This is a genomic window from Methylomonas sp. LL1, assembly GCF_015711015.1.
Taxonomy (GTDB): Bacteria; Pseudomonadota; Gammaproteobacteria; order Methylococcales; family Methylomonadaceae; genus Methylomonas.
Window position 1 is genome coordinate 436932 of record NZ_CP064653.1, and the last position, 17063, is coordinate 453994.

General features: G+C 51.9%; 17 protein-coding genes. 6 read left to right on the plus strand and 11 right to left on the minus strand.

Annotated elements, in window-relative coordinates; all coding sequences use genetic code 11:
* Entirely contained in the window at positions 1 to 942 is a 942-nt protein-coding gene (gene thiL / locus IVG45_RS02540; RefSeq protein WP_196436330.1) for a thiamine-phosphate kinase, read from the plus strand.
* A complete protein-coding gene (locus tag IVG45_RS02545) occupies positions 926 to 1423 on the plus strand; it encodes a phosphatidylglycerophosphatase A family protein (RefSeq protein WP_196436331.1) in 498 nt (165 codons plus the stop codon). The genes thiL and IVG45_RS02545 overlap by 17 nt, the downstream gene beginning before the upstream one ends.
* A 9-nt stretch (positions 1424 to 1432) precedes the next feature.
* Here the strand turns inward: IVG45_RS02545 and IVG45_RS02550 are convergent, their stop codons facing one another.
* Positions 1433 to 2071 carry a HEAT repeat domain-containing protein gene (locus IVG45_RS02550; RefSeq protein ID WP_196436332.1) on the minus strand — a complete coding sequence of 213 codons (639 nt, stop codon included), beginning with the start codon at positions 2069 to 2071 and terminating at the stop codon, positions 1433 to 1435.
* Between the two features lie 169 nt (positions 2072 to 2240).
* Here IVG45_RS02550 and IVG45_RS02555 point away from each other — a divergent pair, with 169 nt between their 5' ends.
* Positions 2241 to 3071, plus strand: coding sequence for a GlcG/HbpS family heme-binding protein (locus tag IVG45_RS02555; RefSeq protein ID WP_196436333.1), 831 nt, complete (start codon positions 2241 to 2243; stop codon positions 3069 to 3071).
* 68 nt (positions 3072 to 3139) lie between these two features.
* Here IVG45_RS02555 and IVG45_RS02560 read toward each other — a convergent pair whose 3' ends face one another.
* The gene (locus IVG45_RS02560; protein WP_196436334.1) at positions 3140 to 3541 is read right to left on the minus strand and encodes a hypothetical protein; all 402 of its coding nucleotides are present in this window, start codon (positions 3539 to 3541) and stop codon (positions 3140 to 3142) included.
* A gap of 60 nt (positions 3542 to 3601) precedes the next feature.
* Positions 3602 to 4912, minus strand: coding sequence for a TolC family outer membrane protein (locus tag IVG45_RS02565; protein WP_196436335.1), 1311 nt, complete (start codon positions 4910 to 4912; stop codon positions 3602 to 3604).
* 145 nt (positions 4913 to 5057) lie between these two features.
* On the opposite strand from IVG45_RS02565, the gene galU reads away from it, so the two are divergent.
* The 3 genes from galU to IVG45_RS02580 all read left to right on the plus strand — a co-directional run bounded on the left by galU (position 5058) and on the right by IVG45_RS02580 (position 8022).
* Complete coding sequence (gene galU, locus IVG45_RS02570; RefSeq protein ID WP_196436336.1) at positions 5058 to 5939, plus strand: UTP--glucose-1-phosphate uridylyltransferase GalU; 882 nt, start codon at positions 5058 to 5060, stop codon at positions 5937 to 5939.
* A 134-nt stretch (positions 5940 to 6073) separates the two neighbouring features.
* Entirely contained in the window at positions 6074 to 7384 is a 1311-nt protein-coding gene (locus IVG45_RS02575; protein WP_196436337.1) for an ATP-binding protein, read from the plus strand.
* Positions 7381 to 8022 (plus strand): response regulator transcription factor, encoded by a 642-nt coding sequence (locus IVG45_RS02580; RefSeq protein ID WP_196436338.1) that lies wholly within the window; start codon positions 7381 to 7383, stop codon positions 8020 to 8022. The genes IVG45_RS02575 and IVG45_RS02580 overlap by 4 nt, the downstream gene beginning before the upstream one ends.
* Positions 8023 to 8142: 120 nt before the next feature.
* Here the strand turns inward: IVG45_RS02580 and rpiA are convergent, their stop codons facing one another.
* The 8 genes from rpiA to IVG45_RS02620 all read right to left on the minus strand — a co-directional run bounded on the left by rpiA (position 8143) and on the right by IVG45_RS02620 (position 16817).
* A complete protein-coding gene (gene rpiA, locus IVG45_RS02585) occupies positions 8143 to 8814 on the minus strand; it encodes a ribose-5-phosphate isomerase RpiA (RefSeq protein WP_196436339.1) in 672 nt (223 codons plus the stop codon).
* A 26-nt stretch (positions 8815 to 8840) separates the two neighbouring features.
* Positions 8841 to 9872 (minus strand): UDP-3-O-(3-hydroxymyristoyl)glucosamine N-acyltransferase, encoded by a 1032-nt coding sequence (gene lpxD, locus IVG45_RS02590; RefSeq protein ID WP_196436340.1) that lies wholly within the window; start codon positions 9870 to 9872, stop codon positions 8841 to 8843.
* Between the two features lie 8 nt (positions 9873 to 9880).
* Complete coding sequence (locus tag IVG45_RS02595) at positions 9881 to 12115, minus strand: fused MFS/spermidine synthase (protein WP_196436341.1); 2235 nt, start codon at positions 12113 to 12115, stop codon at positions 9881 to 9883.
* A 30-nt stretch (positions 12116 to 12145) separates the two neighbouring features.
* Positions 12146 to 12979, minus strand: a complete 834-nt coding sequence (locus tag IVG45_RS02600; protein WP_196436342.1) for an AlbA family DNA-binding domain-containing protein — start codon at positions 12977 to 12979, stop codon at positions 12146 to 12148.
* A gap of 141 nt (positions 12980 to 13120) precedes the next feature.
* Entirely contained in the window at positions 13121 to 13945 is an 825-nt protein-coding gene (locus IVG45_RS02605; protein WP_196436343.1) for a retropepsin-like aspartic protease family protein, read from the minus strand.
* Between the two features lie 106 nt (positions 13946 to 14051).
* Positions 14052 to 14690 carry a TIGR04211 family SH3 domain-containing protein gene (locus tag IVG45_RS02610; protein WP_230874725.1) on the minus strand — a complete coding sequence of 213 codons (639 nt, stop codon included), beginning with the start codon at positions 14688 to 14690 and terminating at the stop codon, positions 14052 to 14054.
* A gap of 47 nt (positions 14691 to 14737) precedes the next feature.
* Positions 14738 to 15637 (minus strand): ornithine carbamoyltransferase, encoded by a 900-nt coding sequence (argF, locus tag IVG45_RS02615; RefSeq protein WP_196436345.1) that lies wholly within the window; start codon positions 15635 to 15637, stop codon positions 14738 to 14740.
* A 7-nt stretch (positions 15638 to 15644) separates the two neighbouring features.
* On the minus strand, positions 15645 to 16817 hold the full coding sequence (locus IVG45_RS02620) for an acetylornithine transaminase (protein ID WP_196436346.1): 1173 nt from the start codon (positions 16815 to 16817) through the stop codon (positions 15645 to 15647).
* Positions 16818 to 17063: the final 246 nt, after the last annotated feature.

The following is a 17063-nucleotide window of genomic DNA, read 5'->3' on the forward strand; positions in this document are numbered from 1 at the left end:
ATGTCTGGAACAATTGCCGAGTTCGATTTGATCCAGCGCTATTTCGCGGTACATGCGCCTCGGCATCCATTCAATCAGCTCGGCATAGGCGACGATTGCGCGTTAATCAATATTCCCGCCGGTTTTCAGCTGGCGCTGACTACCGACACCATGGTCGAAAACGTGCATTTTTTTGCCGACGCCGATCCTGAATCGCTCGGGCATAAATTGCTGGCGGTCAATCTGAGTGATTTGGCGGCGATGGGCGCCGAACCGTTTGCGGTGACACTGGCTTTGACTTTGCCAAAAGTCGATGAATGCTGGCTGCGGGCCTTTTCAAATGGCTTCATGGCCTTGGCTCGGCAACATAAAGTCGATTTGATCGGTGGCGATACCACCTCCGGACCGTTGACGTTGACGGTACAGGCGATGGGTGTGGTGCCGCTGGGCGGCGCGCTATTGCGCTCCGGTGCCAAGGTTGGCGATCGGATTTATGTCAGCGGCCCTATCGGTGATGCCGGTTTGGGGTTGAAGATCAAGCAAGGCTATATTTGCAATGCTCCCGAGCAAGCGTTAAATGCCTTCAACAAGCCGCTGCCGCGCGTCGACGAAGGCCTGGTGTTACGTGATGTTGCCAATGCTTGCATCGATATTTCCGACGGATTGGCGGCCGACCTGGGGCATATCCTGGAAAGAAGCGGTGTCGGAGCCTGTCTGCAGTGGAAGTGTCTGCCGTTGTCCGCCGAGGTATTCGATTATGTTGAAAACAGCGGTGACTGGCGCATGCCGTTGACGGCCGGCGACGACTACGAATTGTGTTTTACCGTTCCATCCGATAGCTCGCCGCAGTTGCCGGCCGGTTGCCGTTGCATCGGCGTGATCGAGGCCGAATCCGGCTTGCGGATCGAGCGGGCAGGGCGGTTGGAAAGCCTTGGGGCGACTGGTTTTGAGCATTTTTCTTAGAGAGTATTACGGCAATAGCCGCTTGACGGCAAGGCAGATCCTCAAGGATCCCGTACTGCTGCTGGCGTTCGGTTTCGGTTCGGGTTTGTCCAAAAAAATGCCCGGCACGCTGGGGACGGTCGCGGCAATTCCCTTGTATTGGGTTTTGGCGCAATCCAATGGCTGGATTTATCTGTCCGTAACGTTGATCAGTATATTAGCCGGGATTGCGATTTGCGATAAAGCCGCGCAAAAACTGCGGGTGCACGATTATGGCGGCATAGTCTGGGACGAAATTGCCGGCTTTTTGGTTACGATGTTTTGGATACCGCTTTCCTGGGAAAGCGTTTTGGCCGGCTTTACGCTGTTCCGTTTTTTTGACATCGTCAAGCCCTGGCCGATCAAATGGTTGGATCGGCACGTACAGGGCGGTTTCGGTATCATGATCGACGATGTGCTGGCGGGCATTTTTGCCGCGATTATTTTGCGTTTTTGGTTTTAAAACTCGATTTTATTCGGCTAAATTAAGTGCCAATCGAGCCGCGTCACCGATCTCCGGATTAGAATGTTTAGTGAGTTGTTTTAAGCGGGTTATTAATTTTTTGTCGTCGACCAGATTAATAGTCAGCAGAGTTTCCAGCACGATTTCATCATTAGGATGTTGCAATGCGGCCAGTAGCATATCAATGCGTTCGGACGGATTCGGCCATTTACTGATTTGTCGAATGGTCTGCGTAACCACTAATCCGGATGTGTCCTGTAAAGCGTTCAACAAGCCGAGTTTGGCTTGGTTGCCGCTCATCTCCCCCAGTGTCATGACAGCCACTTCCCGGTCATGTTCGTCTTCGGCATGATCAAGTTCCGACAGCGCATGGTCCAACATTTCCTGCTTTTCTTCCTTGCTTGATGGTTTTTGCTCCGAGGCCTGCTGCTGACTGAGTAATTTTTGATACTGTTGCTGAATTTGAACATCAATTTCAGCTTTTTGCGTGGGTGTTAGTGGCGAGGGTAGGGTTTTTGGCGCTGCATTTGGGGTGGTAAGCTTGCGATATAAATTATAGATAGCGTATTCAGATTGACTTGAGCCGATTATGTAGCCGAGTCCAAATATTAGGGGAATAACCAATAATAATAGTTTGAAGTTTTTCATGTTTTTATATTATTCGGCTTGATTATTTGCTGGATGAGCAATTGACCAAGTGAGTGGCTAGCGTCTAAAATCCGTTCGCTTCGTGACTGGCAGTGACGCAAGCGTTTAGGTTCGCTTCAGAATGAGTTTCGAGAATCAATAGTTTATAACAGTGATAAGAGGGTGGTATATGAAGAAAAAAATAATTCTATGTGCTTCAGTGGTTGCCTTTGCTGCGGCGGGTGCAGTTAATGCCGATTCCAAGAAAGGCGATGATAATGGTACCGCCAGAAATAATTGCCCGGTAACTCATGCGGCTTTGGAAAATGCAATTAAAGCGGCGCAATTAAAAGCTAACGGTGGTTTGGGCTTTCATATGTGGGCAACGGTTGTTAACGCCGATGGCGTGGTGTGCGCGGTTGCCAAATCAGGTAATGGTTTGAATAGCCAATGGTTGGGCAGTAGGGTGATTTCGGCGCAAAAAGCTAATACCGCCAATTCATTCAGTCTGACTGCGGGCGGTAATGCCGGCAATGGGCTGGATGGTCTGGCGTTGTCGACAGCCAATTTATACGCACCGACTCAGCCTGGCGGCAGCTTGTTTGGTTTACAACACAGCAATCCGGTTGATACTCAGTGGGCTTATGCCGGTAATGCCAATAAATTCGGGCGCGCCGACGATCCGATGACCGGACGTCGCATTGGCGGTGTTAATGTGTTTGGTGGTGGTCTGGCACTTTACAATTCGGAGCATAAATTGGTGGGTGCTGTGGGTGTGAGTGGTGATACTTCATGCGCGGACCACAACATCGCCTGGCGTGTGCGTGATTTGTTAGCGCTTGATAACGTGATGGCCGGTGTTGCCGGTGTAGGTGACAATATCATCTTCGACGCAACGAGTGCTGCTCCAAACGGTATCGTGGATGGTTTTGAGCACGCGGCTTGCGCGGAGGATGTGCAGGACAATATTAATGCCAATACTGCTGTTCTAGCGGATGCGCCGATTGGTCCGAATCCTTAAACAATCCTAGGTAGCGACAACAAAAAAGGGCGATTTTCATCGCCCTTTTTTATGCGCTAGTATTTAATTTACTCGTCGCAAATATGCCGCGGTTTGTCTTCATCGTCATGCGGTTGAGTAACTTTAGGCATGTTCGGCATCATATTTTTCATGCCTTCTCCGCATTTTTTCATTTGTTGCATCGCTTTGTTTTGGGCTGTTTCCTTACCGAAAGCCATCGCGCGGGCCATGGCTGCGTCGCGTTTGCCGGCGGCACATAGCGCTTCCACTTCTGAATTCATTTCTTCCGCCTGTTTTTGAAAGGCATCCATTTCCGCCTGGTCGATGTTGGCCATGCAGTCCTGCATTTTTTGGGCTTGTTGCATCATTTGTTGCATTTGCGCTTCATCCATTTGCATGCCGCCAGGGTTTTGAGCCGAGCTGGTCAGCGAGATGAGTAACAGCGTGGTCGCTAATAGTGTTTTATACATATTGGTCTCCAAGAAGAAAACGATAAAAATCGGCTGTAATTTTCAGCCATGGCCGCGTCGTTAATTTTGTAAATATTGGTTGATTTGCAATAAATCCAGTTCGCTAAGGCTGCCGGCGGCTTGCTTGAGTTTAACGCCGTTGATTAGATAATCGTAACGGCTGCGGGCATAATCGCTTTTGGCCTTGTACAGGTTGCGCTGGATCGCGAGTACGTCGACCATGGTGCGGGTGCCAACTTCAAAACCGGCTTCGGCGGCTTCCACCGCCAGTTCGGCGGATTTGGTGGTGCTGTCCAGGGCTTTGACCTGATCGATGCTGGATAGCATGCCGCGATAAGCGTCTTTTACCTCACGGATGACGCTGCGCTTGACTTTAGTCAGCTCTTCCTTGGCGGATTCGTATTCGTACTGGGCTTGCCGGGTACGGGAAACGGTGCCGCCGCCTTCATACAGGGGTAAATTGAATTGTAGTCCGAAGCTTTCGTTATCGCCGCGGAATCCGAATTGGTTGCCGTTATCCTGTTGCCGGTATTGGGCGACAATGTCGACAGTCGGCATGTGCTTGGATTGTTGCAGGTCGATGGTTTTTCTGACGTATTCGGCCTGATTGAATTGGGCGACTATCGAGAAATTATTGCTTTCGGCGGTATTAGCCCAGGCGGAAATGTCTTCGGGTACCGGCGCGTTCAACGGGATAGTGGGCTGTAGGGTTTTCAAATGCGCGGGATTATCGCCGATGATTTCCCGCAGCGCTTCCTTGCTGTTATCCAACAGATTTTCCGCTTCAATTTGCGCTGCCTTGGCCCGGTCGAAACCGGCTTGTGCTTCGTAAACATCGGTGATGGCGATGATGCCGACATCAAAACGTTGTTTGGCTTGTTCCAGTTGTTTCTCGATCGATTTTTTTTCCGCGATAATAAATTCCAAGTTGTCTTGCGCGGCCAAAATGTTGAAATAGGCTTCGACGGTTCGAGTCATCAGGTTTTGTTGTTTGGCCTGGAATTGGGCTTCGGCCTGGGCGATTTTATTGTCGGCCTGATCCAGCTGCACCCAATGGCCCCAGTTGAAAACCGGCTGTGTTAAATTAACAGCCAGACTACTGTCCCAGTAATGCTGCAAGCCTGAACCTAAAAAGCTGGTTTTGGCATTGTTGAGGCGATTGCGAGCGCTGCCGGCGGTGAAGCCGACATTGGGCAACATTTGAGCAATGCTTTGCGATTTGATTTCCGAGGCTGCTAATTGATTGATATCGCTGATTTTATACTCGGGATCATTTTGCGCCGCCAATTGATAGATTTCCATCAGGTCATCGGCGAAAGCCAGATTAAACGGTATCGACGCTAGCCATAGCGTCGCCAACAGTCTTGTCATTGCAAATTCTCGTGCGAAGGTGTGAAAATTATTATGTATTATGGCCTAAAATACAGATACTTCTGCAGCTTTATTTAAGTTTTGCATAAGGTTAGGCCTTCAATATGGATTCGTCAAAATAAAACCTCAACCATTAAGAGCTACTATGACTAAAAAAGTGACTAAAGCCGTTTTTCCTGTTGCCGGTCTTGGCACCCGTTCGCTGCCAGCTACCAAGGCCGTGGCCAAGGAAATGTTGCCAGTTGTGGATAAGCCACTGATTCAATATGCTGTCGAAGAGGCTATCGCCGCCGGTATCGACACCATGATTTTCGTGACCGGCCGTAATAAAAATTCGATTCCCGACCATTTCGATAAATCCTACGAGCTGGAAAAGGAATTGGAAAAAAGCGGCAAAACCGAATTATTAAAAATGCTGCGTGAACTGTTACCGCCGCATGTGTCTTGCGTATTCGTGCGCCAGGCCGAAGCCTTGGGTTTGGGACATGCCGTGCATTGCGCCAAACCGGTGGTCGGTGATGAGCCGTTTGCGGTGATTCTGCCGGATGACTTGATCGAGGACGGTGAGCGCGGCTGCATGCAGCAAATGGTGGAGTTGTTCAATCAACAACAAAGTAGCATTTTGGGCGTCGAACGAGTCGATCCCAAGGAAACCCACAAGTACGGCATTGTCGAACACACGGAAACCGCTTCCGGCGTCGGCCGCTTGAAATCCATCGTCGAGAAACCCAAACCGGAAGTAGCCCCTTCCAATATTGCCGTGGTGGGACGTTACATTCTGACGCCGGCCATTTTCGAGAAAATCGAAAACACCGGCCGTGGCGCGGGCGGCGAAATCCAATTGACCGACGCCATCGCGGCCTTGATGCGCGATGAACAAGTGCTGTCATATGAGTTTGAAGGCAATCGTTACGATTGCGGCTCCAAGTTCGGCTTCTTGCTGGCTAACGTGGAATACGGCTTGTTGCATAAAGAAATCAAGGCCGAGTTTTCCGATTATCTGAAACAACGCGTCGCCAAAATTTAGTGTCGACCAATGTGGTGGCCATGCGAGTGGCTTAGACATGGCCATTCGTTTGCCATCGGGTAAAAAAGAATTTTTCCTATAGTCGTTTTGTCGCTGGCCGTCGATAATGGCCGGTTTCAAAGCGACTTTGCCCGATGAGCCTGCGTTATCAGATTATTTTTCGTATTTTGTTGTCATCGTTTTGCATCTTGGTGCTGGGTGGCGCAATTGCCGTCTGGCAGGCAAGGCTGGCGGTGGAGAAGGAGGTGGATGCCTCCACCCATCTGGCGTTACAGCTGATTACGCTGGGTATCGCCGACACTTCCTCGTTTCGGCAAATCGACGATCTATCCCGCTTCAGCAGCTTGCAACAAACCCGCCATTTGAGTATTCAGCTGCGAAAACCGGACGGACAATTGGTGCATTTTGCCGGCGAACAGCAGCCCAGCCATCCCGAAGACATGCCGCCGGCCTGGTTCATCCGCTGGGTTAAGAGCGAGTACCCTAAGGTCGAGCATAGATTAAAGACCCGAGATGGCGACACCTTGACCTTGATTATCAAGGCCCAGCCCTTGGATGAAATCACCGAGGTTTGGCAGGAAAGTGTCGGATTTTTCGCATCGATTACCTTGATGACTTTGCTGACTTTTTTAGCGGTTAATCTGGTGTTCAATAAATCCTTGAAAACCATCGGCGTGATTGTCGACGCCTTGCGCGTGATCGAGACCGGCCAATATCGGCAACAACTACCGCAGTTTTCCACCGCAGAATTCGACAGTATCGCCAAGGCCATCAATCATATGACGGTCGAGTTGGAAAAAACCCGGCAGGAAAATCGCGCCTTGACCCAGCATTCGCTGGCGATTCAGGAAGAGGAGCGCCAGCGGTTGTCGCAGGAATTGCATGACGAATTCGGGCAATCGTTGACGGCCGTCAAAGTGATGGCGGTTACCGCCGCGCACCAGGGTGCCGATACCGCTAAAATCACCGCCGCGATTAGCGAGATTTGCGATCATTTGATGATGGTGGTGCGTTCAATGATGCAACAATTGCATCCCTTGGTGTTGACCGAGCTAGGCCTGAAAGCCACGCTGGAGGATATGGTCAATCACTGGTCCGAGCGTAACCCCGATCTGGATTTGAGAATAACTTGCGCCGACGAGGTGGATGGGCTCGAAAAAAATATTACCCGACAGATATTCAGAGTGATACAGGAATGTTTGACTAATATTGTGCGGCATGCTCAAGCCAACCGGGTAGAAATCGATTTACACCTGCGGGAGTCGGAAAACGCGATACGGCTTAAAGTGCAGGATGACGGTCAAGGTTGCGATTTAAACACGATCAGTCGCGGCTTCGGTTTGCGCGGCATCAGGGAGCGCATCAAGTCATTGGATGGTGAACTCAATGTGGCGTCTCAACCTGGCGACGGCATGACCATTACCGCCTGGATTCCATTGCCATGACCGACAAGATTAAAATCATTCTGGTTGACGATCACGCCGTGGTCAGGGCCGGTTTTAAAATGTTGCTGGCGACCGGCGGGACTATCGATGTAATCGGCGAGGCGTCTCGGGGGGAGCAGGCGATTCAGCTTTATCAAGAACTGGAGCCGGATATGGTGGTGATGGATTTATCCATGCCGGGCATCGGCGGCTTGGAAACCATACGCCGCATCGTCCAGCGCGATAATCAAGCCTTGATTTTGGTGTTCAGCGTTCATCACGAACAGGTTTACGTCAATCGGGCCTTGAGCGCTGGCGCCAAAGGTTATATCACCAAAAACAGCGCACCGGAAATTCTGTCGGAGGCCATAGTCGCTATCATGCAAGGCGATTGCTATATCGAAAGCGGTTTGATCAAAGCCGTCGATCATCAAAGTTGCCACGGCGATTACCAAGTGGTGATTGCGGCTTTTTCCGCGCGCGAATTCGATGTATTCAACCTATTGGCCAAGGGCCTGACCGTGCATAAGATAGCCGATCAGCTCTGTTTGGGGCATAAAACCGTCGCCAACTACGCTACACAGATCAAGAAAAAACTGAATGTGAATACGACTGCCGAACTGGCGCACATCGCCGTAAACCTGGGCGTCAGTAGCTAATGGGAATGCATCTGAGCTTAGGTGATTTACGGCAATAAATTTAACCCATCCCCAAAAGCTGCCGTTGAGCGAGCGATTTGTTGGGCTTCAGCAATGGCTACAAGATTTCTCAACATAGCCTTAGGCCCAGTTTTCCTCTATAGCGCCGTCATGGCCGCAAAATACCGCAGTCGCCAGCTGAGCGAATATGCCATGCTCGACAATGCCGGGTATCGCGTTGAGCCGACCGTTCAGCGTTATGCCGTCGGTAATGGGATCGAATATTGTGTCCAGCACTAAACTGCCGTAAGCGGTCACGAATAGGCCGTCGCCGTTGGCGCGCAATGTGGCTTTACCGCCGATTTCGGCCAAACTGCGTTGCACCAGTTGCCAGGCAAACGGCATCACTTCAATCGGAATCGGGAAGTTTTGACCGATGCGCTCGACCCGTTTGCCTTGATCAATCAATACCCAAAATGCCTGACTGGCTTTGGCCAGCAACTTTTCCCGTACCAGATCCGAGCCGCGACCTTTCAGTAGCGTCAAATCCGGAGCAACTTCATCGGCGCCGTCGACATACAGGTCCAGGATAGCAATGTGTTCGATGCCGCGTAGCGGTAAACCCAATTGCCGCGCTTTGATGGCGCTGACCACCGAGCTGGCCACCACCTGAATTTGCAGGCTTTCTTCCCGTTGGCGGCGGGCCAGGGCTTCGATGAAATAATTGGCGGTGGAACCGGTTCCCAAGCCGATCAGCATAGCGTTTTCAATCTGTTGGGCGGCGTGTTCCGCAACGCGTTGTTTATCGTTCATGATCGGCTCCGGTGATGGGAGAAACGTTATTCTTCCAATTTAGTCAGGCGGCTTTCCAAAGCCTTGATTTTTTGTATCAGTTCCGGCAGTTTCGCCAATGCCGCCAATTCGCGCCAAGCCACCTTCTTGTCCTTGGCCGGGCTACCGAATACCTGCGCGCCGGGTTCGACGTCTTGCGAGATGCCGCTACGGGCCATGATTACCGCGCGGCTGCCGATTTTGACATGATCGGCCAGACCGACGCTGCCGGCCAGAATCGCGCCGTCTTCAATGGTGCAGGAGCCGGAAATACCGCTCTGGCCGCAAATGATGACATTTCGGCCGACAGTATTGTTATGTCCCAGTTGTACCAGATTGTCAATTTTGCTGCCCAGACCGATGCGGGTGGAGCCCAGCGCGCCACGATCGATACAGGTATTGGCACCGATCTCGACGTTGTCCTCGATTACCACGTTGCCGACATGCGGCACCTTGATATGTTGATTGTCGCGAAATTTGTAACCGAAACCGTCCGCGCCGATGATGGCGCCGGCATGAATAATGACGTTGTTGCCGATCACGCTGTGGTCGTAAATCACCACGTTAGGATGTATACGGCAGTTTTTGCCGATGGCGACATGATTGCCGATATGCACGCTGGCCTCGATGGTGCTGCTGTCGCCGACGCTGCTATGTTGACCTATGCTTGCGAACGGTCCGACATAGGTATCGTAGCCCAAGGTTGTGGTATCGGCCAGCACCGCATGTTCGGAAACCTGGCGTTTTAGATGCGGTTCGGGATGCAGGGCTTTAACCGCGTTCAGAAAACTGATTTCCGGATCTTGGCAGATCAACAAGGTCAAGTTTTTGGGGGCTTCGCTGCCCTCCGCCAACTGTTGCGAGATAAAACAGGCCGATGCTTGGCAGTCTTTCAGGTATTTTTTGTATTTGCCGTCGCTCAGTACCGTGACCTGATAGGCGTGAGCGGACATGATGTCGGCCGCGGAGGTAATGGAGGCCGATGCATTTCCTCCCTGGGGCTGGGCGTTGCAAAGTTGGGCAAGTTCCGTAATCAGCATGATATTTCCTATTTCCAGATTCCTATGATGTGTGTGAAGTCGTCGGTCCATGGTTGCAAACCGAAGGTCAGAGGCAATTTTTGCCAATGGCCGAGCCGACTTTGCCGCAGGCGCTCCAGGCGTTGCGGCTGCTTGGCAATCACCACCCAGTCGGTGGCGACCACTAATGGGACAGCATTTTCCGGCTTAAATTCCTGCAGCAAGCCGGAAAGCTGCAAACTCTCGACATGATCGGCCAAGACTTTTTTCAAGGCCAAGTGGCGATTGGTGATATGGAAGGCCAGCAAGCCGTCATCCTTCAGTTTGCTGAAGTATAACTGCATGGCTTCGCGGGTTAACAAATGCGTCGGTACGGCGTCGGAACTGAAAGCATCCATGATCAGTAAATCGAAGCTGTGGTCGGCTTCCTTGATCAGCGACAAGCGGGCGTCGCCGACGATCATTTCGGCATGCTGGGCGCAGCGCTCCAGATAATGAAACCAGGTCGGATCTTGCGCCACTTCCACGATCAGCGGATCGATTTCATAAAATTTCCAGTGTTGTTGTTCCTTGGCGTAGCAAGCCAGCGCGCCGGCGCCCAAACCCACCGCTCCGATGTTCCAGTTTTGGTTGTCGCGGTCGAACTCCGCAAACAGCTGACCGATCGGGCCGGGACGGCTGTAATAGGTGAGGGGAGTGGTGATGTTGGCGGCGGTCAGGCGTTCGGCGCCATGTTTGGTAGTGCCGTGGTAGAGCTCGCGGACCTTTTCCGGACGCTGGTTTTCGTCGGCGATCACGGTATCACGCACCGACAATACGCCGAAAAAGGTACGTTCCTGATACAAAATGCTGGAGGCCAGGCTATGCAAGCCGAGGGTGAAGACTAAAATCACGCCGGTCAGCAAGCCAAGTCCCAACGGTTGATGCCTTAACGAATAAGTCAGGCCGGCCAGCAAAATCAGCGCGCCGCCGATGATGTCCAAATAATCCCACAAGTTCTCGCTGCCCAGATAAATGCCGAATCCAAGCAGTAGTAACAGCAGCGGAAAAATCGGCTGCAAATACCAGCGGCCATTGAAAAAGCCGGGCCGCAGCAACAGGGCGGCCACGATCATGATCGGATATTCGTAGACAGCATTGAATACGAACGGCGCGACAAAGGTATTGAACAAGCCGCCCAGCATGCCGGCGAATGACATCACCAGGTAGTAACGGGTCAAATGGTGCGGGTGCGGACGGTGTTTGGCCAGTTCGCCGTGGCAGACCATCACCGCCAGGAAAAACGCCAAACAGTGCAGGATCAAATCAAGCCAGTACGGCAAGACCGCCGGATTGATGAACGAATAGGCGATAAACACCAATAACACGGCCGGTTGCGCGGTTATCATGGCCGGATGGATGCGGTCGGCCCATTTGGAAAAGACCAAAATGAACGACAGCAAATACAATGTCAGTGGCAATATCCACAGCAGCGGGACGGCGGCAATGTCGGTGCTGATATATTGCGTCAATCCGAGCAACAGCGTGGAGGGTACGAAGGCTAATGCCAGCCAATGCAATTGCTGGCGCATCGGCGGCGCTTGAATAGGATCATCGCGCTCGGCCTCGGCTAAGTCATCATCGGCATCCGGCTGGCTGCGCCACAGCGCCGTCGCGCAGACGATGATCAATACGCATAGCAAGCCGTATCCCACGCTCCAGAACAGGCGTTGATCGACCAAACCGATATTGGGTTCGATCAGAAACGGGTAGCTAAGCAAGGCCAGAAGGCTGCCGGCATTGCTGGCGGCATATAAATAATAAGGGTCGTCGCTGCTGTGATGCCCCAGCTGCGAAAACCATTTTTGCAGCAACGGCGCCGTGGCCGATACCACGAAAAAAGGCAGGCCGATCGCCAGAAACAAGGTCCAGATCAGCCAAAAAGTCGGATCGGATTCGGTGGGCGGATTGGCGTCGGACGGTAAAGCCACCGGCAGCGCGAACAAGCTGAATATCATCAACGCCGTATGGATTTGAATTTGGCGTTGATTGCCGGAGCGGCGGGTCAACCAGTGCGCATACCAATAACCGCCGAACAGCAAGGTCTGGTAAAACACCATGCAAGTATTCCAAACCGCCGGGGTACCGCCCAACAACGGTAACAGTATCTTGCCGAACATCGGTTGCAACACGAACATCAGCATCGCGCTGACGAACAAGGTGCCGGCAAACAGAATAACCGGCGATATCAAGGATTTGGTGGTGGTTTGCGAGGTTTGGTTCATTATTATTATGATTTTAGTGCTTGGCCCGAACTAACTGACTCTAGGGGTTTTCCAACGTCCGGCCACATATTCCAAGGCTTCTTGAATATTCAAATCGCGGGTACCGCCGCCGGTGCGGACAAAAAATTTAGGTATGTTGCCTTGGTTCAAAAATACAGGCCGGATGGCCGGGGTAATAATAACCCGACAAACGTCTTTGTGGTCGATCACATGAAACAACACATGCACGTAAGGGCAAAGATCGGCGCCCAAGTTGGCCGAAATGGTTGTTATCAAGGCTTGTTCGAAGCCGTCCTGATTGGGTTTTTTCAAGGTTAGATAGTCTTTTTCCAGGCCGATAATGTCACCGTTATCGCTGACGCCTATCAACAAGGTGCCGCCAATATGGCTGTTGAAAAAACCGGCTAGGGTTTTCAATACCACACCTTCCAGAGTTCGATTGATGCGGTCTTCCCGCATGTCCCAGCGCAACGAGGATTTGAATTCCAGCAGCGGCCCTTCGCCTTGCCGAATGATAGAGGGCAGGTCTTTATCCAGCTCCACTTTCAGCGCATCCAAATCCAGTAGGCGTTTGTGCAGCATCTGGTAAAAACCCAACGATAGCAAACCCAGTATCGCGCCGATTTCGGCGTAAAACAGAATGATGTTGTTCTGCTCGACCTGGCCGGTCAAAGTTTGCTTGAATTGGGTCAGCACATACTCGACCGATGACAAGGGATCGGCGTTGCGTTCGCGGGAACTGATGTAGTCGTAGCTGGGTGCCAGCAAAAATATGCCCACCCCAGCTCCGATCCAGCCGGCCAGGAAATAGATTTTTAGTTTTTGTTTCCAGATGGCGAGAAGTTGGAGGAGAAAGCGTTTCATGGAAGTTTCATATGTAGGGTGTTTTCGTGCTGGCAAAACACCGTAAAATTCTCAAGGTCATGGCGGATTGCCTAGCGGCGAATCCGTCTTACGCACGTTACAACGGTTGAAGACAAATTGATATTGCCGAAGCGGGTTGGGCTAATGCCCATACACTGTTCTACAGTGGAGTCCGGCATTGTCGCAGACCGTGGATTTTTTCCAACGGGTAGGGGCTTTCAGGTCGGCCGGCTCATCGTCCTCTGTTTCAGTCGGTTGCGGTGGTTGCGCGGAAGATAGGTTGCGCTCGGTTTCGTCAATTTGCGCCGGATTGCTATTGGCAACCAAGGTCAAACTATTTTCCGTCTGAGTCATGCGGAAATGTTTCAAGGTATTCATGCCTATCAATACTTCTTCCAGATGCTGATTGGTCACCACATCAATGTTCCTCAGCTCGGCATTGCCGATTTTCAGGCTGTCTGCTCGAGTCAGTTGCCCAATCACCTCGCCCCCAGCCGTTTGCGATTGTATGCTGCGGCCGGCCGGCAGGCGTGCCATGTTGGCCATTCCCATGGGTAGCGTGGTGTGAGAGGCGCCGGTGTCGATCAGGAACGGCATGGGCACATCATTGATGATCACCGTCCCTTTAAAATAGCCGGTCCGATCTCGTTGCAGTATCACGCCACCCGCTATGATTTGCGGCTCGATCGGGCTATTTTCATTCCGGATCGATTCAAGCTCCGTTTGCGGACGAGCTTGGACGGTCTGTTGTTGAGTCTTTTGTGGAAGTTGGTGGGCCGCCAACCAAAGTAGGCCCAAAACTAAGCTGGGATAAAGCAGATATTTGATTCCGGAGCCGTGGTTGGCCGGACGCCGCGTTAAACAATGATGCCGCGTCGCGGTTGTCGGGCGCGAAGCTTGGATTTGTGCACGATCTTGATGATTGCCCAGGTTAGCCTGACGGGTATTTCGATCCGATGATGCCATACTTTCTCCGTTGCTGTTGCGGCCAAATACGGGTCATCAAACTGATGACAATAAACCCAAGAACGAGTTAACCGCGCATATTCCAATATTTTCAACTGGCGAAAGCTTAAAACGTATCCCAGCCGCTGGAGCGGCGGCGCCAGCTGATTTTAGGCAATATAAAACCCAGCAGGACGCCGAACAGTGACAGGCCTCCGCCGTACAAAAACCAGTCTTGATTGGTGCTGTCGGCCAAGGCCTGATTCTCGCGCTTGAGCTGTTGCAGTTCTCTTTCGACGGTAATTACCCTTTCCTGCAATTGGTCGCGCTGTTGTTTCAGCTGGATGGCATTGGCGGCGGTTTGTTGCAATTCGGCAAGTTCGGCGCTGAGCCGGTCGCGTTCCACGCCCAGTTCCTGGCCATTGGCCTGCGCGGCTTTAAGGCTTTTGTTTTCTTCCTGCAAGGCATCCAATTTTTTGGTGACGGCTTCCAATTGGCTGCGACTGATCGGTTCATGGCTGATGTAGCGGGTCAGGATATAACCTTCGGCGCCATTGGCGGCTTGTACGTAGGTGTAGCCGTTTTCGGTATTATCGCCAAGCAGGTTAAGCGCCATGCCATTCGGTAACATTTTTACGATTTTACTGCGTTCGCTCTCGCCACTGCGTAACGGAATATCGATGCTATCGGTCACATAACCCGTCCTGGCCTGCGCCAGACCGCAGGTCGCGAGTAAAACAATCATACTGGCAAGGACTTTTTTCACGGTGACACTCATTTTCGGCTTACTAAAAATCATCGATTCTAGCGAAATTATTGGCGGATGAGAAATTCCAGCAGAGCTTTTTGCGCATGCAGGCGGTTTTCCGCCTCGGAAAAAACCACGCTTTGCGGGCCGTCCATGACGGCGGCTTCCACTTCTTCGCCACGATGGGCCGGCAGGCAGTGCATAAATAAGGCATCCGGGTTGGCGGCTTGCATCACTTCGGTAGTGACCTGGAAATCCCGAAATGCAAACTCGCGTTTTTTTTGTTCTTCTTCCTGACCCATGCTGGCCCATACATCGGTGACCACCAAATCCGCGCTGCGGGCTGCGGGTTCCGGCGCGTTAAAAAACGCTATTCTGTCCGCGGCCGGGTCGACGATGCTTTGCAAGGGCCGATAATCGATAGGGCAGGCAATATTCAATTTAAAGTCGAACTGGCGGGCGGCGTTGATATAGGAATGGCACATATTGTTGCCATCGCCGATCCAGGCCACCGTTTTGCCGGCGATGTCGCCGCGTTGTTCGAAATAGGTCTGCATGTCGGCCAGCAGCTGGCAGGGGTGCAGCAAGTCGGTCAGGCCGTTGATGACCGGGACCCTTGAATATTGGGCGAAGGTTGTGACGGTTTCGTGAGCATGGGTGCGCAGCATGATGCAATCCACCATGCTGGAGATGACTTTGGCGCTGTCTTCCAAGGGTTCGCCGCGTCCAAGTTGGGTGTCCCGAGGCGATAAAAAAATGGCGCTGCCGCCAAACTGTACCATGCCGGCCTCAAACGACAGGCGGGTGCGAGTGGAGGATTTTTCAAACACCATCGCCAGAACTTTGCCCTTTAACGGTTGAAAATCGGCGTCGCGGTGATTTTTTAGCTCTATCGCCCGATGAATCAGGTTGCGCAATTCGGTGCTGGTCAAATCCAGCAGACTGGTAAAGTGTCTGGGTTGCATAGGGTTACTAAAGAGTATGTTCTTGTATGAGTTCGGACAGAGTCGTGGTCAACAGAGCAATCTGTTCATCATCGATCACTAGGGGTGGCAGTAAGCGTATGGTGTTGTCGGCGGTGACATTGATCAGTAGACCTTTCTCCAAGGCTTTACCGACCAGTTCTCCACAGGGAGCGTCCAATTCGATGCCTATCATCAAACCTTTGTGACGGATCGAGCTGATGCGCGGATTATCGCCGGTTTGCCGGGCAATGCCGTCGCATATCGCTTGTCCCTTGTGCTCGGCGCCGGCAATCAGATTGGTGGTCGTCAATGTATCAATGACAGCCAGCGCGGCGCTGCAGGCCAGGGGATTGCCGCCAAAAGTGGAGCCATGGTTGCCCGCGGTCAAAATGGAGGCGGCTTTTCCTTGTGCCATGCAGGCACCGATCGGGAAGCCGTTGCCGAGTGCCTTGGCCAGAGTGCAAACATCGGGCAAAATACCGTTGTGCTGATAAGCCAAAAATTGTCCGGTACGGCCGATGCCGGTCTGGATTTCATCCAGCATCATCAACAAATGATGTTCGTCGCACAGTGTCCGGATCTGGTTTAAATAATCGCCGGCGGGAATGTTGACGCCACCTTCGCCTTGAATCGGTTCAACCAAAATTGCCACGATGTTGGGATCGGCCTTGATGGCGGCCTTGATGGCGGCTATGTCGTTATAAGGCACATGGATAAAGCCCTCCAGCAACGGGGAGAAGTCTTGCTTGACCTTGTTGTTGCCGGTTGCGCTCAAGGCGCCCAGGGTGCGGCCGTGAAAGCTTTTGTCCATCGTGACGATCACGGGATGGTTGATGCCTTGTTGATGGCCATATTTACGAGCTAACTTGATAGCCGCTTCGTTGGCTTCGGTACCGGAATTACAAAAAAACACATTGTGCATGCCGCTGAGTTGGCAAAGCTTGTCGGCCAATTCTTCCTGTAACTTCACGCCATAGATGTTGGAGGTGTGTATCAGTTTTTGGCTTTGCTGGCATAAAGCCCTATGCACGGCGGGATGAGCGTGGCCCAGATTACACACGGCAATCCCCGCCAATGCATCCAGATAGCGTTGGCCGTTACAGTCCCAAAGCCACGCGCCTTCGCCGTGATCAAAAGTAACCGCCTGACGGGCATAAGTCGGCATGATGTGAGTCGTCATTTTGCTAGGGCTGTTGATGGGTTATGGAAAGCGGGTAAGGTTTAAAAAAAGGGTGGGATTATATTTTTTTGAAGTAGGGGAAGCAATACATTGTTTTTTTACAGGACGTGTCGGAAATGGCCGACTCGGCAAAGTTGAAGATTTTTTCGCTGGGCTTGTGATATTGTAACGTGTAAGAAAAGGAGTTCTTATACAAATTTGCAGTTGATTTTGATGCGAAGTGCTTTTTTATTGCATCCAAAGTCG